The following is a 21,278-nucleotide window of genomic DNA, read 5'->3' as shown; positions in this document are numbered from 1 at the left end:
CACGCCCCGGCACGGGCGGCTAACATGCCCGGGTTCAATGCGCGCCTGCCCACGGGCAGCGTCGCGGCCCGCCAGAAGGCCCTTTTCCGGGAACGTTGCCCATGTCCGAATCCTCTTCCGGTCTGACCTATCGCGAGGCCGGCGTCGACATCGCCGCCGGGTCGGAACTCGTCGAACGCATCAAGCCGCACGCGCAGCGCACCCTGCGCCCCGAGGTCCTGGCCGGCCTGGGCGGCTTCGGCGCGCTGTTCGAACTGCCCGTGGACCGCTACCGCCGCCCGGTGCTGGTGTCCGGCACCGACGGGGTGGGCACCAAGCTGCGGCTCGCCCAGCAGACCGATCGTCACGACTCGATCGGCATCGACTTGGTGGCGATGTGCGTCAACGACATCATCGTTCAGCGCGCCGAGCCGCAGTTCTTCCTCGACTATTACGCCACCGGCCACCTCGACATCGACATCGCCGGCGATGTCATCACCGGCATCGCCGAGGGCTGCGAACAGGCCGGCTGCGCACTGATCGGCGGCGAGACCGCCGAGATGCCCGGCATGTACCAGGGCGAGGACTACGACGTCGCCGGCTTCGCGGTCGGCATCGCGGAAAAGGATCAGCTGCTGGACGGCAGTCAGGTGGCCGCGGGCGACGTGATCCTGGGGCTGGCCTCCAGCGGCCCGCATTCCAACGGCTACTCGCTGATCCGGCGGGTGCTGGAACACGTGCAGGCGGACCTCGACGCGCCGCTGCCCGGGGGTGACGGCGAGACCCTGGGCGCGGCCCTGATGGCACCCACCCGCATCTATGCCCGGCCGCTGCTGGAGGTCATGGAACACCATCCGGTGCACGCGGCGGCCCACATCACCGGTGGCGGCCTGACCGAGAACCTCCCGCGCGTGCTGCTCTCCGAGACCCTGCACGCGCGCATCGACACCCGCGCCTGGCAGTGGCCGGCGGTGTTCCGCTGGCTGCAGGAGCAGGGCGGCATCGCCGACGAGGAGATGCTGCTGACCTTCAACTGCGGGATCGGAATGACGCTGATCCTGCCGGAGGCGAGCGTGGAAGCGGTGTCTTCGGAACTGGCCGCCGCCGGCGTCCCGGCCTGGCCGATTGGCGTGGTGGCCGAGTGTGCGGAACACGAACCCGGCGTGGTGTACACCGCGGGATGACAGGCATGGCCCCGCAACGGCTGGTCGTGCTGATCTCCGGGCGCGGCAGCAATCTCAAGGCCCTGATCGACGCCTGTGAACGCGGCGAGATCAGCGGCCGTGTGGTCGGCGTGATCAGCAACCGCCCCGACGCCGGCGGACTCGAGTTCGCGCGCGCCCGCGGCATCCCGGAACAGGTCCTCAACCACCGCGACTACGCCGGGCGCGAACCGTTCGACGCGGCTCTGGCCGAAACCATCGAGGCGTTCGAACCGGACCTGGTGCTGCTGGCCGGGTTCATGCGCATCCTGACCCCGGGATTCGTGGAACGCTTTACCGGACGGTTGCTGAACATTCACCCGTCACTGTTGCCGAAGTACCGCGGACTGGACACCCATGCCCGCGCCCTGGCCGACGGCGAGACCGAACACGGCGCCAGCGTGCACTTCGTCACGCCGGAACTGGACGGGGGACCGGTTATCATGAAGGCACGGGTCCCGGTTCTGGCCGACGACACCGAAGCCTCCCTGAGTGCGCGCGTGCAGCAGGCCGAGCACCGCCTCTACCCCGCAGCAGCCGGGCTGGTGTGTTCAGGGCGGATTCAGTGGTCGGAACCCACGATCCGGTACGATGGCGCCCCGCTGGAGGCGCCCCTGCAGCTCGATCACGAGGTGACTTCCCATGCCCCAGGTGAATCGTCCTGACGCCGCACGACGGCGTTTCACGGCGCGGTTGCTGACCGGTCTCGTCCTGGCGCTGGCCGCGATCCTCGCAACGGCGTTCCCGACCGCCGCCCCTGCCGCCGACAGCAACGCGGACCCGGCGGATGCGTCGCGGATCCCGCCGTTCACCGCCAGCTTCGAGGCCACGGCCATGGCCAGCACGCTGAATGCCTCCATGAGCCTCAACCACGAAGACCTCCGCACGCGCATGGCGATGGATGCCCACGTGACCGGATTCCTGCGCGTACTCGGGCGTTTCGAACTCAGCCGCGAATCGCTGCTGAACACCAATGGTTCCGGCCTGCACCTGATCTCGTCGCGCTCCCACCAGGTCACCCCGCGCGACGAGCGCAAAGTCGAAACCCGCCTGGACCACGAGGAACAGCAGGCCATCGGCCACATCGACAGCGAGCGGTTCACGCTCGACGTGCCCGAAGGCACCCTCGACTTCCTTGGCTCGTTGTACATGATGATGCAGCAGCTGGAAACCGGCGAACTGGGCGTCACCGGCGACACCGTCCGCATCCGCACCCTGGAGCGCGACCGCCTGCGCGAATACGAATTCCGCCGCGACGGCGAGGAGACCGTGGACTCCGGCATCGGCTCGCTGGACACCGTGCGCGTGGTCCGCCGCAGCGACAACGGCGATGTCGAACTCGCCGCCTGGTTCGCCCCGGACCTGAACCACATCCCCGTGCGCTTCGACTACGAAGCCGGGGGGCGCGTGTTCGAACTCGAACTGACCGCGCTGGAATGGCACGAACCCATCATCGACCTGACCGAAGACCCCAATCCGTGAGCACATCCATGAGCGAAACCTTCGACCTGGCCATCATCGGCAGCGGCCCCGGCGGTTATCGCGCCGCCGTCCTCGGCGCCCTGCGCGGACTCTCCGTCGTCATCATCGAGAAGGACACCTGGGGCGGCTGCTGCCTCAACCGCGGCTGCGTGCCCAAGAAGGACTGGTACCACACCGCGCGCACCGTGGCCGCCCAGCGCCACTTCGAGGGCCGCGGCATCCGGGGCTCGCTGAGCGCGGAGATGGACCCGGCCTGGGACCATCAGAAGGAGGTCGTGACCTCGGTGCGCGATTCCTACCTGGAATACATGAAGCACCTGAAGATCCAGTACCGCGAGGGCACCGCCCGCTTTCGCGACGCCAGCACCCTGGAGGTCACGGGCGCCGACGGCAGCGAGACCCTGGAGGCGAAGCACACCATCATCGCCACCGGCGCCACCGCCACCGTGCCCGCCCCGTTCGAGGCCGTCCCCGGGCGGGTGATCACCACCGACATGCTGTTCGACGAGCGTCCGCCGCAGGGCCGCCGGGTGGCGATCATCGGCTCCGGCGTGGTGGCCACCGAATTCGCCTTCATCTTCTCCATGCTTGGCAAGGAAGTGACCTGGCTGACCCGCTCGCAGCCCCTGAACGGCCAGAAGTTCAGCCCCCAGGCCCTGTCGACGCTGAAGGACAAGCTGGGCGAGAACGGCGTCGAGCCGATCCGGGTGAAGGGCTACGAGAGCGTGGAGACCACCGATAACGGCGTCGTCATCACCGATCAGGACGGCGGGCGCCACGAGGTCGACTGGGTCCTGCTGGGTACCGGCCGCACGCCGCATACCGCGGACCTGAACCTGGAAGGCGTCGGCGTGCAGACGGACGCGCGCGGTTTCGTGCAGCGGCGCGCCACGCTGCAGACCGACGTCGACCACATCTATGCCATCGGCGACGTGGCCAGCGAATGGCAGACCGCCAACCACGCGCTGGCCGATGCCACCATCGCGGTGGAGAACATCCAGACCGGCAACACCCGCGAGCAGGACGAACGCTACGTGCCGATCGCCATCTATTCGGCGGTGGAGATGGCGCGCCTGGGCATGGACGAGGACGATGCCGAGGACGAAGAGCTGGAACCCGCGGTCGGCTTCGCCGCGTTCGAGACCTCGCCACGCGCCCTGGGGCAGGACGAGCCCGAGGGCTTTGTTCGCCTGATCGGCGACATGGACACCGGCGGCCTGCTGGGCGGGGAGGTCATCGGCGGTGACGCCGGCGAGCTGATCCACATCCTGTCGCTGGCCCCCGATCGCGACACCGCGCTCAACTGGATCGCGAAGGGCCAGTGGAACCACCCGGCCCGCGCCGAGGAGTTCCTCAACGCCACCGAGACCCTGGCCTCCAAGTGGGGCCTGAAGGCCGAGATCTTCGACCTGTGACCCGCCGGCCGGCGCCCGTCGCCGGCCGGCCGTCTCAATCCCCGCGACGCGTCATCCGCACCGCATGTTCGTGCGGATAGCGCGCCGCATGGAAGCGGCCCTCCCAGGTGTCCGCATCCAGGCGTTCGAGTTCCAGGTGGTAACTCTCCTGCCGGTCCGGGGTTGGGTTCCACACCAGTTCCACGCGGTCCCCGTCTGCGGCAAGCTCCACCGAATCCAGATCACCGCTGGCCCCGTCCAGCCCGGGCCCGCGGGCATTGCCCATCAGGAAATCGCCCTGCGCGCGGGTCTCGCCGCGGCCGTGGAACAGGCTGAAATACGCCAGTGGCACGTCACCCTCGACCAGCGCCGCACGCCACGAACCCTGCAGTGCACCGGCGGGCTGGCCGCCCTTGCCGGCGTCGGCATCCCGCCCGTCCTTCCCGGCGTCGTCCGGGTCATCCGGGGTGGCATCCTGGGCGTCATCTTCCTCCAGCCATGGCGGCGGCGGGCGCCGGTCCACCGCCCAGGCGGTGCGGACCTGTGCGTCCGGCCCGACGCTCAGGCGCTGCCAGATCGCCTCCAGCTCGTGGTCCATCAGGTCGCCGTCGCGCAGCAGGATATCCACGCCGCCCGGCTCCTCCAGCCCGACCTCCACCACCGCCTCGGCAAAGGGCTCGGCGAAGCCGACGCTCTCGCGGGCCTCCAGCTGTCCCGGCCGGGTATCCAGCAGGGACCCCAGCAGGAATGCCGGGTCCGGACCGACTTCCGGCGTTGAGGGCAGCGATGGCGGGACGAAATCCCACAGCTCCTCGCCGTTGTCACGCCACTGCGTGACCCGGTCACCCAGCGGTTCGGGATCGGTACAGGCCTGCTCGAGGCAGCGGGCCTGTTCGATGGCCGATGCGTCCAGGCTCCGGCGCGAGGCCGCGACCACGTGACCCGGGAACCCCTGGATCGGGCTCATCACCATGCGCCAGGAGACCCCGTCCCACGCCCCGCCGTCGTTACCGTCGCCGGCGTCCTCGTCCGGAGGTTCAAAACGGTCGATCTGCACGAAATGCAGATCCCGCATCCGCCCGGGCGGACTACCCTCCATCCACTCGAAGCCCGCCTGCATCCGGTAACGCGCCGGTTCCGCCGGGCCCTCGTGGCCCTCCAGCAGCAGGACGGGCACGGTCCACGGCCCGGCCCGTTCGAACGGCCGCACCGATTCGCGCTGCTCCGGCGGCAGCCGCTCTCGCAACAGGTCCGGTATCTCTCCGCTCTCGACCCGGCAATACCCTTCCGCTGCGACGAAATCACGTGCAGCCTCGCCCATGTCCTGCGGCGGTGCGGCCACCGCGCCCCCCGCCGCCAGTCCGACGAACGCGGCCACGATCCCCGCGCGCCGTACGGGTCCGCGCTGTCTCCGGGTTGAATCCTGCATGTTTCTCCCCTCCCTTCAGGTGATGCCGGTTCATACTGCCGGAACCGTATCGCCGACGCCCCCCATGAGCGGAGAGGAACCGACCGCTGCGAACGGGTTCTCGCACCCGCCCCCGGAATGCGCGAGACTTTCATCACACTCAGCCAGGCGCGTGAACCAGGGCATGACGACTCCCCCCATCGGTGACGGCGATGCTCCGCAGACCCCGATCGCAGGCGAGGAGCGTTTCCGCACGCTGTTCGAGCTGTATCCCGACGCCACGGTGCTGATCGATCCAGAAACCAGTCGGCCGACCGAATTCAACCGGCTGGCCCACGAGCAGCTCGGTTACACCGCCGAGGAGTTCCATCGCCTGCGCATCACCGATTTCGACGCGCAGAAGACCCCGGAAGAAATCGCCGAACACATCGAGTGGATCCTTGTGCAGGGACGGGATGACTTCGAGACCCGACACCGCCGCAAGGACGGCCGGATCATCGACGTACGGGTCTCGGTGGTGCTGCTGACACAGGAGGAGAAGCCCCTGTTCCTCGCGGTCTTCCGCGACATCTCCCGGGTGAAGGAGGACGGTCGGGCGCTGGAGCGCAGCCGCGAGCGCCTGGCCCTGGCCACGGAATCAGCCGGCCTGGGGATCTGGGACTACGACATGGCCAGCGGCCACCTGGAATGGGACGACGGCATGTTCCGCCTCTACGGCATCGACCCCGCCGAGTTCGGGAATGCCTTCGAGGACTGGGCCGGGACACTGACCCCGGATTCCCGGGATACGGCCGTGGCCGCCTTCCGGGCCGCCGTTGAATCCGACGCACCATTCGACCTCCGGATCACCATTCGCCGCGCCGATGACGGGACCATACGCACCCTGCACGGTCAGGCCCAGGTCATCCGGGACAGTGCCGGCCGGGCCATGCGGGTCGTGGGCGTCAACCGCGACATCAGCGAGGAGGAGGCCAACCGCCAGCGGCTCGCCGCCGAGGAAGCGAAATTCCGTGGCCTGTTCGAGCTCTCGCCGGTCGGCATCGCCATGAACGACTTCGCCACCGGTGAATTCCTCGATTTCAATGCCGCCATTAATGAGCCCGCCGGCTATACGCGCGAAGAATTCCTGCAGCTGAGTTACTTCGAGGTTACTCCCGAAGAATACATGGCCGACGAACAGGCCATGCTCGAATCGATGCAGCGCGCCGGCCGCTACGGGCCGTTCCAGAAGGAGTACATCCGCAAGGACGGTTCACGCTATCCGGTCCTGCTCCACGGCTTCAGGACCACGACGCCGGACGGACGCGAGGTGATCTGGTCGATCATCCAGGACATCTCCGATATCGAACGGACCCGCCAGGAACTGGAAGACGCACGCAACCAGTTTGCCTCGCTGGTGGAGAACATCCCCGGGATCACCTTCCGCTGCCTGTACGATGACGCCTGGACCATGCTCTTCATGAGCCGGGCAGCCGACCCGCTGACGGGTTATGACGCAGCGGAGCTGATCAATAACACCGTCGTCTCGTACGCACAGCTGATCCACCCCGACGATGCCGACCGGGTCGACCAGACCGTCGCGGAGGCCGTCGCCGACGACCGGCCCTGGGAGACCCGGTACCGGATCCGGCATCGCGACGGCTCCATTCGCTGGGCCCAGGAACGGGGCATCGCCGTGCGTGACGAACAGGGCGGGGTCGCCTGGCTGGACGGTTTCATCCTCGACATCACCGAACAGAAGCAGGCCGAGGCCCGCGCCGCCGAGATCGAGTCGACAACGCGTCGGCACCGGACAGCCGTGGACGCCATCGCCCATACCATTGCCGCGGAGGACGATGTCGGGGCGATCCTGGAGACCACCTGCCGCAGTCTGGGCGAGGCCCTGGGTGCCGACCGGGCGCTGGTCTACGACATCGATTTCGAACGCGAGCTGGTCACCGGCCGGGAGGAATGGCTCAATCCCGAACGGCCTGCCATCACGCCGTCGATCGGCACCTACCCGCTGGCAGTATTCGGCAACGGCTTGCGCGAGATGCGTAACCGCCAGGGCTGGATGAACAGTCATGCAGACGCGCCCCACCCGAGCCTGGTTGCGGACGGCGCGACCGGCATCCTGCACGACCAAATGGGTATCGGAACCCTGCTGTGGTATCCGTTCGGTTTCCGCCAGAGCGGTTTCCACCTGCTGGTCCTCAACTGGCTGGACCGTCAGCCGGAACCGGACGAGCAGCAACTCGGTTTTCTCGCCTCGGTTGCCGGCCTGGTCGAGCTGGCGCGGAACAAGATCCGCCTGCTGGAAGAACAGCAGCGCGCGCAGGAGCAGTACCAGATGCTGTTCCGCGAGCTGCAGGACGGCTTCGCCCTGCACGAGATCATCTGCGACGACGACGGGAACCCGGTGGATTACCGTTATCTCGCGGTCAACCCCGCATTCGAGCAACTCACCGGACTGAAAGCCGAAACGACGGTCGGCCGGCGTGTGCGCGAAATCCTTCCCGGAGTCGAATCACACTGGATCGAAAACTTCGGACGCGTCGCACTGACCGGAGAGAACCACACCATCGAGGATTATGCCGCCGAGCTTGGACGGTACTTTTCCACCACGGCCTTCCAGCCGGAGCCCGGACATTTCGCCTGTCTGATCCGCGACGTCACCGACCGCCGGAATGCGGAACAGGCCCTGCGCGAATCCAGGGAGCGCTTCGCCGGCATATTCGAGCAGACCGGCAGCGGGGTGGCGGTCTACCGCCCGGTGGACGACGGCGAGGACTTCGTGTTCATCGACTACAACCCGGCGGCGGCGCAGATGGACCGGACCACACGCGACGCGGTCCTCGGCCGTCGCCTCACCGCGTGTTTTCCCGGCGCCCGCGAGATGGGGCTGTTGCAGGCCTTACAGTGGGTGGCGCGGACCGGGGAGCCGGAGCTGATGCCGATCTCCCAGTACCACGATGAGCGCATCGCCGGCTGGCGCGAGAACCGGATCTTCCGCCTCTCCTCCGGCGAGATCGTCGCGGTCTACGACGACCTCACCGAGATCAAGCAGGCCCAGCAGCAGTCCGAGCAGGCACGCGAGCAGGCGGAGCGGGCCAGCCGCGCCAAGAGCGAGTTCCTGGCCAACATGAGCCACGAGATCCGCACGCCGATGAACGCGGTCATCGGCCTGAGCCAGCTGCTGGAACAGACCGAGCTGGACGCGAAGCAGCGCGATCAGGTGCACAAGATCCAGCAATCCTCGCGGATGCTGCTCGGCCTCATCAACGACATCCTCGACTTCTCCAAGATCGAGGCCGGCCAGCTGGAGCTGGAAGCGCGCGACTTCAGACTCGGCGAGGTGGTCGAGCAGATGGCGACGCTGTTCGGCGAGAAGGCCCACGCCGGGGGACTGGAACTGCTCTACGACGTCCAGCCCGACCTGCCGCGCGCCCTGGTTGGCGACGACCTGCGCCTGTCTCAGGTGCTCGGCAACCTGCTCGCCAATGCGACCAAGTTCACCGAGCGCGGCGGGACGGTGGAGCTCGGGATCCGCGCGACCGGGCCGGTGACGGATGGCCAGGCCACCCTGCGCTTTTTTGTACGCGACACCGGTATTGGCATGAGCGAGGAGCAGCTCGCCCGGCTGTTCCGCCCCTTCAGCCAGGCCGACACCTCCACCACCCGCAAGTACGGAGGCACCGGCCTGGGGCTGGTGATCAGCCGACGCCTGGTGGAGGCCATGGGCGGCAAACTGGAGGTGGAGTCGGTCCCCGACGAGGGCAGCACCTTCGCCTTCACCCTGACCCTGCCGCTGGGCCAGGACCGACAGGCGATTGTCGAGTGCCCCGAGACCGCGGGCCGCCGGGTGCTGATCGTCGACGACCAGGCCAGTGCCCGGCAGATCATGCGCGAACTCCTGCACCACTGCCATTACTTCACCGAGGAGGCCGACAGTGGCGAGGCCGCCGTCGAGCAGGTGGTGGCGGCGGAACGCCGCGGCGAGCCGTTCGACTTCATCCTGATGGACTGGATGATGCCGGGCGGCATGAATGGCAGCGAGACCTGCGAAGCCCTCGAGTGCCTGCGCCAGCGCGGCGAACTGAAGCGGACGCGGCCCCCGATCCTGATGGTCAGCGCCTACGCCCGGGATGAAATCACCCTGCCTGAAGGGCTGACCACCGACTACCTGGCCAAGCCGATCACCGCCTCATCACTCTACGATGCCCTGGTGCGGGCAGAAGGTGGCGGCCCCCCTGATCGTGCTCCGCAGGCAGCCCGGGTGCCGAAGCTGGGCGGCCATCGTGTGCTGCTGGTGGAAGATAACGAGATCAACCAGGAAGTGGGCAGGGAGCTTCTTGAAAAAACCGGCGCCCGCGTAACCACAGCCGACAACGGCGCCGAGGCGGTCGAGGCCGTGCGCGCGGAAAAGCCCGATCTGGTGCTGATGGATCTGCAGATGCCCGTAATGGACGGTTTCGATGCAACCCGGAGCCTGCGGGCCGATGGCTACACGGGCCCCGTTCTGGCCCTCTCGGCAGCGGTCATGGAAGAAGACCGCCAACGCGCGCGGGATGCCGGGGTCAACGGACACCTCGGCAAACCCGTCGACAGCACCGAACTCTACGCCGCACTCGCGAGCCATCTCGACGCCTCCACAACGGAGCCCACGCCCGGCAAAGAAGAGGAAGACTCTTCCTCCCCCGCTCTTCCCGCCACGCTGCCGGGCTTCGACCCGGCAAGGGGCCTGCGGCATTTCGGCGGCGATGCGGCCCTTTACTCCCGGCAGCTGCACAACTTCCGGGACCGACTGGTCTCTGATTACGAGCCGCTGATCGACCACCTGCGCGCCTCGCGGGACGACGAGGCGCACCGGCTCGCGCACAACCTGAAGGGGGTCGCCGGTACCCTCGCCGCCACGACCCTGCAGTCCCTGGCCGAACAGATCGACCGCCTGATCAAGGACGGCGACCCGGTGTCCGCCGGGCTCATACATCGGCTGGAAACCGCATTCCGGGAAGCCGCGCAATCGCTCGCAGACCTTCCCGACATTGCACAAGACAATGCGGCTGGTTCGATGCACGCGGTCGCCACCCTGCGCCAGCAACTGGAAGCCAGCGAACTGATCGAAGAGGAAACCCTGCGCGAGGCCCTGGCATGGCTGCGGGGTCGCGGTCTGGACTGCGAGAGACTGGAAGCGCAGGTACAACGCATGGCATTCGATGAGGCCCTGCAAACCCTCGACGAGCTGACACCCGGGCAGGGGCCTGATCAAGGAAACATTACATGAACCACGATGAACCGAAGCCGACCCTGCTGCTGGTCGACGACGAACCGACCAACATCCAGGCGCTGGGACACCTTCTGAAGGACGATTACCGCATTCGGGTTGCGAACAACGGCGAGAAGGCCCTGGCGCTGGCCGCAGAGGGTGCCCCGGAACGCCCCGACCTGATCCTGCTGGACATCCAGATGCCCGGCATCGACGGCTACGAGGTCTGTCGTCGTCTTAAGGAAGACCCGCACACCAGCGACATTGCCATTATCTTCGTCACGGCGCTCGACGACGCGCGCGACGAAGAGCACGGACTGAACCTGGGCGCGGTGGACTACATCACCCGGCCCTTCAATCCGGCCATCGTCCGCGCCCGTGTGAACACGCACGTGAAGCTCAAGCGCAGGACCGACCTGCTGGAACAGTACGCAATGCTCGACGGCCTCACCGGCATTCCCAATCGTCGCTATTTCGACGAGCACCTGGACCGGGAGACCCGCCGCAGTCAGCGCGACGGGGAACCCCTGTCACTGATCATGCTCGACATCGACCACTTCAAGGGCTTCAACGACCATTACGGGCACGGGGCCGGGGATCGCTGCCTGCAGAAGGTCGCTGAAACACTTGCGCGGACGCTGAACCGGCCCGGGGACACCCTGTGCCGTTATGGCGGCGAGGAATTCGTGGCCCTGCTCCCCGGGACGCCGACATCCGGTGCGCTGGAGGTCGCCGAGAAACTGAGAAACGCGGTTGAGGAGCTGGCCCTGCCGCATGGCTATTCCGCTGCGAGCCAGGTGGTGACCGTGAGCCTGGGGGCCGCGACCCTCGACCCCGTCGGAGAACCCGGAGCCGACGCGCAGTCGGTGCTCGCAAGGGCCGACGCGGCCCTGTACCGGGCGAAGAACGCCGGCCGCAACCGCTGCTGCGGGGGCTGATTATTCCCCGGCGACGGTCATCGACTCGATCAGGATCGAGCCGGTGCGGATGTTCCCGCGGTAGTCGACGTCGGAACCGGTGGCGACGATGGCGCGGAACATGTCCCTGAGGTTGCCGGCGATGGTGATCTCCTCCACCGGATGGACGATATCGCCGTTTTCCACCCAGAACCCGGCCGCACCGCGCGAGTAGTCGCCGGTCACCGGATTCACGCCCTGACCGATCAGCTCGGTCACCAGCAGCCCGGTGCCCATCTCGCGCAGCATGCCCGGGGCGTCCAGCGTCCCCGGGCGCACCGTCACGTTGCGCGCGCCGCCGGCGTTGCCGGTGGTCTCGCGGCCGAGGCGCCGGGCGGCGTAGCTGTCGAGGGTGTAGCTGCGCAGCACGCCGCGGTCCACCAGCGGCCGGTTGCGGGTCTGCACGCCCTCGCCGTCGAACGGCGCGCTGCCCAGCCCGCGCGGGGTCAGCGGGCGCTCCTCGATGCGCATCCATTCGGGGAAGATGCGTTCGTCCAGGGCGTTCAGCAGGAACGAGCTCTCGCGGAACTGGGCCGGGCCGGAGATCGCGCGGGTGAAGCTGCCGATCAGGGTGCGCGCCATCTCCGGGGCGAACAGCACCGGGCAGCTGCGGGTGGAGAGCTTTTCCCCGCCCAGCCGGCGCACGGTGCGCTCCGCCGCCTCGCGTCCGATGTCCTCGGGGATGCCCAGATCGGCGGCGCGGCGGCTGACGCTGTAGGCGTAATCGCGCTGCATGCCGTCATCGCCGCGCGCCACCAGGGCGCAGGACAGCGAATGGCGGGTGCTGCGATAGCCGCCCATGAAGCCCTGGGTGTCGCCGAGGAACGCCATCGCGCGGCGGGTATTCACCGAAGCGCCTTCGGAATTCTCGATACGCGACTCGGCGTCGAACCCGGCCTGTTCGGTGCGCTGCGCCAGCTCGGTGGCCTGCGCGATGGACAGCTCCCAGGGGTGATCCAGGTCCAGATCTTCCCAGTCCACCGCCTTGAAGGCGATCGACGGCATCCCGGCATACGGATCCGGCTCGGTATAGCGCGCGATGCGGCAGGCCGCCTCGACGGTGTCGAGCAGTGCCTGCTCGCTGAAATCGGTGGTCGATGCCGCGCCCTTGGACTGGCCGAAATGCGCGATCAGCGACAGGTTCTGGTCGCGTTCGTGCTCCAGGGTTTCGATCTCGCCCTTGCGCACCCCCAGGTCCAGGCCCACGCTGTGGCTGACGACCACCTGGGCATCGGTGGCCCCCTGCTTCTTCGCCTCTTCCAGCGCCTGCTGCACGCGGGCGCGCAGGGATTCGGGGCTGTGCGACAGCGCCTGGGCGGCAGCTTCGGGGGTCTCGACTGCGGGACGTTGACTCATGCGGATTCCGGTCGGTTGTTCGATGGGGGAGACAAAAAGCCACGGGTCCGCACCCGCCCCACCAGGGGCGGGCACGGACCCCGTGTCGAGGACGGACTAGACGCGCGCGCCGTGCTTGTGGACCGCGCCCACGTTGCCCCAGCGTTCGAGGTCATCCACGTGCACGCCGACCCAGTACAGCATGCCCACGCTGTCGCGGGTCCAGCCGCCGATCAGCTCCTGGCCCTCGCCCAGATTGACGTGGCGGGCAAACTCCTCGGCCTTGTCGCGGGCCCGGAACACGTGCCACTGCACCACCTTGTCGTGGCCGTGGCCTTCCGGGAGGGAGCGTTCCTGTTCCAGAAAATCGGTATTCATGGGGCTCTCCTTTTCTTGCTCGCCAGATCCGGTCCGGTGACGCCCCGGACGCTGCCGGGTCATGCTGCCTGGGTGCCCCCGACGGTCATGCCGTCGATGCGCAGCGTGGGCTGGCCCACGCCCACCGGCACGCCCTGCCCCTCCTTGCCGCAGGTACCCACGCCGGGGTCGAGCTGCATGTCGTTGCCGACCATCGACACGCGGGTCAGGACATCCGGACCGTTACCGATCAGGGTCGCACCCTTCACCGGCCGCGTCACCTTTCCGTTCTCTATGAGATAGGCCTCCGAGGCCGAAAACACAAACTTCCCGGAGGTGATGTCCACCTGACCGCCGCCGAAATTGACCGCATACAGGCCGTCTTCCACCGAACCGATGATCTCTTCGGGATCGGCGGAACCGCCCAGCATGTAGGTGTTGGTCATGCGCGGCATGGGCAGGTGGGCGTAGGACTCGCGCCGACCGTTGCCGGTGGTCTGCGTGCCGCTCAGACGCGCGTTGAGCTCGTCCTGCATGTAGCCGCGCAGGATGCCGTCCTCGATCAGCACGGTTTCCTCGGTGGGGTTGCCCTCGTCATCCACATTGAGCGAGCCGCGGCGCCCGGCCAGCGTGCCGTCGTCGACGATGGTGATGCCCTCGGCCGCGACCCGTTCGCCAATGCGTCCGGCGAAGGCGGAGGTGCCCTTGCGGTTGAAGTCGCCTTCCAGGCCGTGGCCGATCGCCTCGTGCAGCAGCACGCCGGGCCAGCCCGGACCGAGGACCACTTTCATGCTGCCGGCCGGGGCATCCACCGCCTCGAGGTTCACCAGCGCCTGACGCACCGCCTCGCGCGCATGCGCAGCGGCCTGACCGTTCTCGATCAACTGGCGATAACCGAAGCGGCCGCCGCCGCCGGAGCTGCCCGATTCGCGGCGTCCGCCCTGCTCGACGATTACCTGGACGTTCAGGCGCACCAGCGGGCGCACGTCGGTGGTCAGCTCGCCGCGCGCGTTGAGCACCATCACCACCTCGCGCGAGCCGGCCAGCGAGCACATCACCTGGGTCACGCGCGGATCGGCGGCGCGGGCCTCGGCGTCAACCTCCTTGAGCAGGTCGATCTTCTCCTGCTCGTCCAGGGAGTCGATGGGGTTGTCGGGCACGTAAAGCTCGCGCGAGGGCGTGCGCCCCTGCACCGCCATGCCGCCGCTCTGGCCCGCTCGGGCGATGCTGCGCGCGGTGCCCGCCGCCTCCAGCAGGGCGGGCATCGCGAGATCGTCGGAATACGCGAAGCCCGTCTGTTCGCCGCGCACTACGCGAATGCCGGCGCCGCGCTCGATGTTGAAGCTCGCCGACTTGACGATCCCGTCCTCCAGCGACCAGCCCTCCTGGCAGGCGAACTGGAAATAGCAGTCACCGCCGTCGATGCCCTGGCCGAAGGTCGTTCCGACCAGGCGGGAGAGTTCGGACTCGCCGAGACCGGCGGGATCCAGCAGGGTCTGTCGGGCCAGGTTGTCGATCATGCATCCCTCGATTGGGTCGTTTTCGTCAGTATGATGCTTGGGGCCCGGGCAACGCTTTCAAGCCCGCGAGCCGCGGGGGCTCTCGCACCCCGCACGCGCTCCGGCAGGCTCACTCCGGAATGGCACAGCCCAGACGCCGATGCGAGACGGTCGGGAACACGGTCCGCATGCGTTCCACCTCGCGGCCGTCGATCTCCCCCAGCAGCACCCCGGGGTTGCGCCCCAGCTCCCCCAGTACGCGGCCCCAGGGGTCGATCACCGCACTGTGGCCCCAGGTCTCGCGACCGTTCACGTGGAAACCGCCCTGGGCCGCGGCCACTACGTACATCTGGTTTTCCACTGCGCGGGCCCGCAGCAGCACCTCCCAGTGGGCCTGGCCGGTCTGCGCGGTGAACGCCGACGGCAGCGCGACCCATTCCGCACCCTGGTCCAGCAGCGCACGGAACAGCTCGGGGAAGCGCAGGTCGTAGCAGATCGCCAGCCCCAGACGCCCCGCCGGGGTGTCCACGGTCACCACCTCGTCGCCGGGCTGATACACCCGCGACTCGGTGTAGGCCTCGTTGTTGTCGGGCAGGTGCACGTCGAACAGGTGGATCTTGTCGTAGCGCGCCACCACCTCGCCGCGATCGTCACAGACCAGGCACGCCGAGCGCACGCGCCTGCCGTCCGGCGCCCGCAGCGGCAGCGTGCCCCCGACGATCCAGACCCCCAGGGCGCGCGCCTGTTCGGCCAGGAAACGCTGCAGCGGGCCCTGACCGTCGGGGGCCTCGGCGATGTCGAGGACATCGGTCTCCTGCATCCCCATGAAGGCAAAGTTCTCCGGCAGTACCAGTACGCGGGCGCCCTGCTCCGCCGCCTCGGCCATGCGCCGGCGGGCATCCGCCAGATTGGCCTGCGGCTGGGTCCCGGATGCCATCTGAATGGCGGCCACCGGTGTCATGCGCGCTCCTTGTCGTGATTCCGATTCATCAGTGTTCAGTCCTCTGCCGGTTCCACCCGGGTTTCCACCCGCGGCCGCTCCCACGGCCCGGTCACGCGATACTCCACCCGGGCCGCCTCTTCCATTTGATCGCCGATACCCAGCACGCGTTCGAGCAGCAGCACTGCGGCTCCGGTTACCGGGCCGCCCAGCAGGGCCCCCGCGATCGGCAGTGCCGTACGCAGTCGCGGTACGACCACGATTTCCTGGTCGTATTCGCGTGCCACGAGGTTGGTGTCGCCCCGCACCCGGATCGCCGCGGAGGCGGTCTCCAGACCGAGCTCCGGCACATGCAGCACGCCGTCCGCCAGCCGGGCATTGCCCTGCAGTTCGCTGAAGGCCAGGCCCTCGACGAACAGGTCGCGGAAGTCCAGACGCAGCCGCTGCGGCAGCAGGTCGAGGCTCACCAGACCCAGCAGCCGCCCGGCGCCGGGCTCGACATCGGCAAGCTCGCCATCGCTCAGGGTCAGTTCCATGGCTCCCTGCAGGCGCGCCAGGCTCGGCCGGAACAGAGCGCCGGGCCATTCCAGCTGCACCTCGGCGGTCCCGTCACCGCCACGCAGGGCGCGGGTCAGCCCGCTGGAATCCAGCCCCTGCCCCCAGTCATCGCCCTCCAGATCGAGCTCCAGGCGACTCCGGCCTCGCCCCCCGGCATCCACATGCCAGCCGCCGCGGCCGGCCGCACGGATCCCCGGCTCGGGACTGCGCAGCACCAGGTCCCGCAGGGCCAGACCGTCGGCATCGGGGATCAGGTCACCACGGATGTCGGCGAAACGGTAATCGCCCAGACGCAGACTGTCGAGGGCAAGCCGCACCGACGGCCAGTTGCGCGGATCGCTCACCCCCTCCGCTGCCGGAGTCTCTTCGGGGGGCGAATCGGCGTCCGGTCCGCCCAGTTCCAGCTCGGGCAGGTGCACCTGTTCCAGCTCCAGCTGCAGGTGATCCCGCCGGTCGCTCAGGCCGTGGCGCCAGCCCAGGGTCCCCGCGAGCCAGTCGGAGCGACTTTCCACCTGCCAGCCACCGGGGTCGCGTACCGCGCGCAGGCGGGTCGCGGGCACACTCAGGTCATCCCAGTGCAGGGCCTCGTCCACACGCAGGACCACGCGATTCAGCGGCACGCCGGTGACCGCTTCCTCCGGGGCGTCGGTGCCGGGGCCGGCCACCTGCACGTTGCCCGCCCAGGGCGCCGCCTGCAGGGCCCGCGCCCAGGCCCCCGCGTCGAGCTCGGCAAAATGCCCTTCGACCACGGCGCCCTGCGAGGGCAGGCCGGGCGGATCGCCGGCGGTCCGGCCCAGGCCCAGGGCCAGCGCCTGCAGCGCCGGCCGCTGTTCGTCCTGCGGCAGCAGGCGCAGCCGCGCGTGCAGGACATCGCCCAGACCCAGCTCCCCCACCGCCGGCCGCCGGTTGTCCAGCGGCAGGGAGACGGTCAGATCGCGTCGCTGATCCTCCGCCTTGCCCAGCGGGTCGGGCCAGTCGATGGCCACGCCCTCCAGATCCGAACGCAGATCCAGGCGCATCCCGTCTATCCCGCCCCCCAGGCTCAGTTCCGCGTCCCAATGGGCGCGGCCACTGGCATGGGCCGCCAGTTCCGGAATCCCCTCCAGCCAGGGCTCGATCGGCTGCGGACCACGCAGCCCCAGCCGGGCGCGTTCGCCGTCCAGCGGCCAGTCGATATCCAGGGCCACCCGTTCGCCGTGCACCCCTGCCTCCAGCCCCTCGGCATGCACCCGGTCCGCGGTATCGAAACGGATCTCGCCGCGCAGTCCGTCCAGTGCGACCGGCCATTGCGGCACGTTCAGGTCCAGCCCCTGCGGCCGCAGCCGACCGGCCACCCGCAGGTCATCCATGCGATCGCTGTCCAGCGGCAGCAGGAGCTGCAGGTCCAGACCGGCCGGACCGGCGGCCTCGGCCCCGTCGCGCAGCTCCGCCAGCTCGTCGCCCAGCCCGGCCCGGCGCAGGTATGCGAGCAGATCCGCCGCGTTGCTGTCGGCCGACGCATCCAGTTCGAGATCGGGCTCGCCGGTCATGTCGGTCACGGTGACATCGCCACGCGTGATGCGGGTGTCGAGGATGCGGGCCCGCGCACCCTCGGTGCGGAAGGCCTCGTTGCGAAACCACAGACGCCCCGCCAGTTCCTCCGCCGGCGGCCAGCCCTCCTGATAGTCCAGCACTCCGTCCTCGATATCGGCCCACAGATCGAACACGCCCTGGTGGTCCGCAAACGGGAATTCGCGCGGGCGACCCCGGTAGGCCATGCCCCCGCCGGTCCCCCGACCGTCGACGATGCTGCGCGCCAGCCATTGATAGGTGGTTGCCGGGAGATAGCGCTCGGGCAGATAGCGAGCGGCATAGGCCCCGTCGGCATGATGAATGTCCATCGCCATGGCCAGCAGCGGCCCCTGTTCGTGACCATCCAGGCGCAGTTCGCCGCGCAGTGAGGCGGCCCCCTGCTCGGCCCGGACCTCCAGCCCCTCCCCGGCCACGGTCCAGTCGTCCGGCGCATGCCGTCGTGCATGCAGCTCGCCGCGCAGGCGATCCAGCCACAGGATCTCGTCCCCCAGCAACCGCGGGAACTCCGCACGCAGGTGTTCGCCATCGAACGTGGCGCCGGCCTCGTCGGTCTCCGCGTCCCACCATGCACGCAGATCCAGGCCGCGCACCCCCGGCCAGTCGCCATCGGTGCGCAGACTGAACGAGCGCAGATCGAGCTCCGCTTCGCGGATCCGCAGACGGTCGTCGTCGCGCCGCGCCACCAGCGTGCCGTCCGCCAGGCGGCCGCGCGGACGCAGGCGCGCCACAGGGTCCGCCAGGGCGGGCGCCGCATGATCCAGCAAAGGCTTGAACGGGGCATAGACCTCGGCATCCAGCCCGCGCGCGGCCAGCTCCAGCCGGTCCACCACGGCGCCGTGCGCCCCCGTCTCCAGGCGATAGCGCATGCGCAGGTCACCGGAGCCGGGCCGCGTGCCGGTCCAGGCGGAGCGGTGCCAGGCATCGTCCACGTGCCAGTCGAAGCGGTGTCCGAGTTCGCGCTCGCGCGCGTCCTCGTCGCCGTTCAGCCGGGTGGTATGGAACCCGCGCAGGCGGGTGAGGCGACCGTCTTCCAGGTCACCCCAGATCCGCGCCCCGCTGGTGCCGTCGATCGCCGGCAGGCCGAGATACGCCAGCCAGGGTGCCCAGTGAGCGATCTCCAGGCTCTGGCCCTCGAGGAAGAACCGGGCATCGCGAGCGGCGGACGCCGGGATCCGCACGCCCAGTTCGAAGCTTCCGGCGGCCTCCGGGTCCAGGGCGCCCGCCAGCCGCAGCAGGCCGTCGCCATCCGCGGCGCTGCGAAAACTCAGACGTTCCAGCCGGGCGGCCGACGTGATACCGGCAACGCGGTCCTCCCACACCAGCGAGATCGCCTCGCCATCGAACTCCGGCCAGGCCTCCAGCGCATGTTCCAGTACCGCGCCCTCGCCGGTGCCCATGGTGTGACCGTGGAAGGTGACCCGCCCGTCCGCCTGGCGGACCAGACGGGCCTCCATGCCGATGACCTGCAGCCGCAGGCGGGGCGCCCACGCGCGCAACGACGCCACCGGATCCAGGGTGGCCCCGACCCGTTCGACCTCCAGGGGCTCGGCATCGCCGTCGACCATCTGCACCCCGCGCACCACCAGCTCGGGGGTCCAGCCGCGCCAGCCCAGCTCCACCGACTCGGCCCGCACCTGCATGCCGGAGGTTTCGGAAGCGGCCGTTTCCAGGCGTTCGTGCAACCCGTCCCAGTGCGGCAGGCACAGCCGCAGGCCCAGCAGCACGAGCATCAGCAGCAGGATCACGACCAGCAGCGCAGGCACCAGCACCCGAGCGATCGTGCGCAGCCTGTTCCGGGCGTACCCGGTTCGCTCCGCTGCATTCACGCTGGACGACCTCCCTCAGACAAACACCACGTCGAACTGCTCCTGGGTATAGAGGGTTTCGACCTGGAAACGGATAGGGATGCCAACGAAGCTCTGCAGCTCCGCCAGGCTCGCCGACTCCTCGTCCAGCAGCAGGTCGATCACGCTCTGCGAGGCCAGCACCCGCAGTTCGCGGGCATCGTACTGGCGTACTTCCCGGAGGATCTCGCGAAACAGTTCATAACACACGGTTTCGGCCGTCTTGAGATAGCCCCGGCCGCCACAGGTGGGACAGGGCTCACACAACTGATGCTCGAGGCTGTCGCGGGTACGCTTGCGGGTCATTTCCACCAGACCGAGCGGCGACACGTCGCAGATCTGGGTCTTCACGTGGTCGCGCTCCAGCGCCTTCTCCAGTGCGCGGATCACCTGGCGCTTGTGCTCGTCGTCCTGCATGTCGATGAAATCGATGATGATGATCCCGCCGAGATTGCGCAGGCGCAGCTGGCGACCGATGGCCTGGGCCGCCTCGAGGTTGGTCTTGAAGATGGTCTCCTCGAGCTTGCGGTGGCCGACGAACCCGCCGGTGTTGATGTCCACCGTGGTCATCGCCTCGGTCTGGTCGAAGATCAGGTAGCCGCCGGATTTGAGCTCGACCTTGCGCTCCAGCGCGCGCTGGATCTCCTCGTCGATGTTGAAAAGGTCGAAGATCGGCCGCTCGCCCGGGTAGTGCTCGATACGCTCGCTCAGCTCCGGCAGGTAGCGCCGGGAGAAATCCGCGATCTTCTGGTAGGTCTCGCGCGAGTCGATGCGGACGCGTTCCAGATCCACCCCGACCATGTCGCGCAGGATGCGCTGCACCAGCGGCAGGTCGGCATACACCTCGGTCCCGGCCGGGGCGGTGGTGGCCGCCTCCTGCAGGCTGTCCCAGATCTTCTTCAGGAACGCGGTGTCGATGCGCAGCGCCTCGGAATCGGCCAGCTCCGCCGCGGTGCGCACGATGAAGCCGTGCTGCGGGGCCAGCTCGTCACGCAGGGCCTCCACCTGTTCGCGCAGGCGGGCGCGCACCGCATCGTCCTCGATGCGCGTACTGACCCCCACGTTGTTCTGGTTGGGCATTAGCACCAGGTGGCGTGCCGGCACCGTGATGTAGGTGGTCAGGCGCGCGCCCTTGGATCCCATGGGGTCCTTGGTCACCTGCACCAGCAGCTCCTGGCCCTCGTGCAGCAGGTCGCGGATCCCCTCGTTGCCGCGGCCCTCGCCCTCGCCGGCGTTGCGCGGGATCACGTCCGAGGCATGCAGGAAGGCGGTGCGGTCACGCCCGATCTCGACGAACGCCGCGTCCATGCCCGGCAGCACGCGCACCACGCGGCCCTTGTAGATGTTGCCGACGATGCCCCGCTGCCGCGCCCGCTCGATGTGCAGCTCGGTCAGCACGCCGTTCTCGACCAGGGCCACCCGGCTCTCCTGGGGCGTGACGTTCATCAGCAGTTCGGTTCCGGTCATGCGGGATCTTTGGTCGGGGTAAAAAAACAGGGAACGCGAC

13 protein-coding genes are annotated in these 21,278 nt (G+C 68.6%); 6 read left to right on the top strand and 7 right to left on the bottom strand.

What is annotated here, in order from left to right:
• Positions 1-101 precede the first annotated feature (101 nt).
• The 4 genes from purM to F788_RS0103220 are packed head-to-tail and all read left to right on the top strand — an operon-like array spanning position 102 to position 4,078.
• On the top strand, positions 102-1,163 hold the full coding sequence (gene purM / locus F788_RS0103235; protein WP_019589239.1) for a phosphoribosylformylglycinamidine cyclo-ligase: 1,062 nt from the start codon (positions 102-104) through the stop codon (positions 1,161-1,163).
• Between the two features lie 5 nt (positions 1,164-1,168).
• Positions 1,169-1,846: a phosphoribosylglycinamide formyltransferase gene (gene purN / locus F788_RS0103230; protein WP_019589238.1), complete on the top strand. Its 678-nt coding sequence runs from the start codon at positions 1,169-1,171 to the stop codon at positions 1,844-1,846.
• Positions 1,824-2,663: a DUF3108 domain-containing protein gene (locus tag F788_RS0103225; protein WP_019589237.1), complete on the top strand. Its 840-nt coding sequence runs from the start codon at positions 1,824-1,826 to the stop codon at positions 2,661-2,663. Before purN ends, F788_RS0103225 begins: the two co-directional genes overlap by 23 nt.
• Positions 2,664-2,671: 8 nt before the next feature.
• The gene (locus F788_RS0103220; protein ID WP_019589236.1) at positions 2,672-4,078 is read left to right on the top strand and encodes an NAD(P)/FAD-dependent oxidoreductase; all 1,407 of its coding nucleotides are present in this window, start codon (positions 2,672-2,674) and stop codon (positions 4,076-4,078) included.
• A gap of 34 nt (positions 4,079-4,112) precedes the next feature.
• On the opposite strand, the gene F788_RS0103215 is transcribed toward F788_RS0103220, so the two are convergent.
• Positions 4,113-5,435, bottom strand: a complete 1,323-nt coding sequence (locus F788_RS0103215; RefSeq protein WP_019589235.1) for a hypothetical protein — start codon at positions 5,433-5,435, stop codon at positions 4,113-4,115.
• A gap of 214 nt (positions 5,436-5,649) precedes the next feature.
• Between F788_RS0103215 and F788_RS0103210 the strand changes: the two genes are divergently transcribed.
• Together F788_RS0103210 and F788_RS0103205 are read left to right on the top strand one after the other, a co-directional pair.
• Positions 5,650-10,728: a PAS domain S-box protein gene (locus F788_RS0103210; protein WP_196800558.1), complete on the top strand. Its 5,079-nt coding sequence runs from the start codon at positions 5,650-5,652 to the stop codon at positions 10,726-10,728.
• The gene (locus F788_RS0103205) at positions 10,725-11,648 is read left to right on the top strand and encodes a diguanylate cyclase (RefSeq protein ID WP_019589233.1); all 924 of its coding nucleotides are present in this window, start codon (positions 10,725-10,727) and stop codon (positions 11,646-11,648) included. The genes F788_RS0103210 and F788_RS0103205 overlap by 4 nt, the downstream gene beginning before the upstream one ends.
• Here F788_RS0103205 and pmbA read toward each other — a convergent pair whose 3' ends face one another.
• From pmbA to rng, 6 genes are all read right to left on the bottom strand, one after another.
• Positions 11,649-13,022 carry a metalloprotease PmbA gene (pmbA, locus tag F788_RS0103200; protein WP_019589232.1) on the bottom strand — a complete coding sequence of 458 codons (1,374 nt, stop codon included), beginning with the start codon at positions 13,020-13,022 and terminating at the stop codon, positions 11,649-11,651.
• Positions 13,023-13,118: 96 nt separating this feature from the next.
• Entirely contained in the window at positions 13,119-13,379 is a 261-nt protein-coding gene (locus F788_RS0103195; protein WP_018870123.1) for a hypothetical protein, read from the bottom strand.
• A 59-nt stretch (positions 13,380-13,438) separates the two neighbouring features.
• Positions 13,439-14,878 carry a metalloprotease TldD gene (gene tldD / locus F788_RS0103190; protein ID WP_018870124.1) on the bottom strand — a complete coding sequence of 480 codons (1,440 nt, stop codon included), beginning with the start codon at positions 14,876-14,878 and terminating at the stop codon, positions 13,439-13,441.
• Positions 14,879-14,987: 109 nt separating this feature from the next.
• Complete coding sequence (locus tag F788_RS0103185) at positions 14,988-15,818, bottom strand: carbon-nitrogen hydrolase family protein (protein ID WP_019021326.1); 831 nt, start codon at positions 15,816-15,818, stop codon at positions 14,988-14,990.
• 35 nt (positions 15,819-15,853) lie between these two features.
• Positions 15,854-19,696 carry a YhdP family protein gene (locus F788_RS0103180; protein WP_019589231.1) on the bottom strand — a complete coding sequence of 1,281 codons (3,843 nt, stop codon included), beginning with the start codon at positions 19,694-19,696 and terminating at the stop codon, positions 15,854-15,856.
• A gap of 72 nt (positions 19,697-19,768) precedes the next feature.
• Positions 19,769-21,238: a ribonuclease G gene (gene rng / locus F788_RS0103175; protein WP_026332688.1), complete on the bottom strand. Its 1,470-nt coding sequence runs from the start codon at positions 21,236-21,238 to the stop codon at positions 19,769-19,771.
• Positions 21,239-21,278: the final 40 nt, after the last annotated feature.

The organism is Thioalkalivibrio sp. ALE10 (assembly GCF_000381385.1).
In the GTDB taxonomy this organism is placed as follows: Bacteria; Pseudomonadota; Gammaproteobacteria; order Ectothiorhodospirales; family Ectothiorhodospiraceae; genus Thioalkalivibrio.
The sequence above is the reverse complement of the archived record's forward strand: the minus strand, read 5'-3'. Positions and strand labels throughout refer to the sequence as shown.

Coding starts and splice junctions, on each gene's coding strand:
- purM (WP_019589239.1), top strand. CDS start 102: ATGTCCGAATCCTCTTCCGGTCTGACCTATCGCGAGGCCGGCGTCGAC.
- purN (WP_019589238.1), top strand. CDS start 1,169: ATGGCCCCGCAACGGCTGGTCGTGCTGATCTCCGGGCGCGGCAGCAAT.
- F788_RS0103225 (WP_019589237.1), top strand. CDS start 1,824: ATGCCCCAGGTGAATCGTCCTGACGCCGCACGACGGCGTTTCACGGCG.
- F788_RS0103220 (WP_019589236.1), top strand. CDS start 2,672: ATGAGCGAAACCTTCGACCTGGCCATCATCGGCAGCGGCCCCGGCGGT.
- F788_RS0103210 (WP_196800558.1), top strand. CDS start 5,650: ATGACGACTCCCCCCATCGGTGACGGCGATGCTCCGCAGACCCCGATC.
- F788_RS0103205 (WP_019589233.1), top strand. CDS start 10,725: ATGAACCACGATGAACCGAAGCCGACCCTGCTGCTGGTCGACGACGAA.
- pmbA (WP_019589232.1), bottom strand. CDS start 13,022: ATGAGTCAACGTCCCGCAGTCGAGACCCCCGAAGCTGCCGCCCAGGCG.
- F788_RS0103195 (WP_018870123.1), bottom strand. CDS start 13,379: ATGAATACCGATTTTCTGGAACAGGAACGCTCCCTCCCGGAAGGCCAC.
- tldD (WP_018870124.1), bottom strand. CDS start 14,878: ATGATCGACAACCTGGCCCGACAGACCCTGCTGGATCCCGCCGGTCTC.
- F788_RS0103185 (WP_019021326.1), bottom strand. CDS start 15,818: ATGACACCGGTGGCCGCCATTCAGATGGCATCCGGGACCCAGCCGCAG.
- rng (WP_026332688.1), bottom strand. CDS start 21,238: ATGACCGGAACCGAACTGCTGATGAACGTCACGCCCCAGGAGAGCCGG.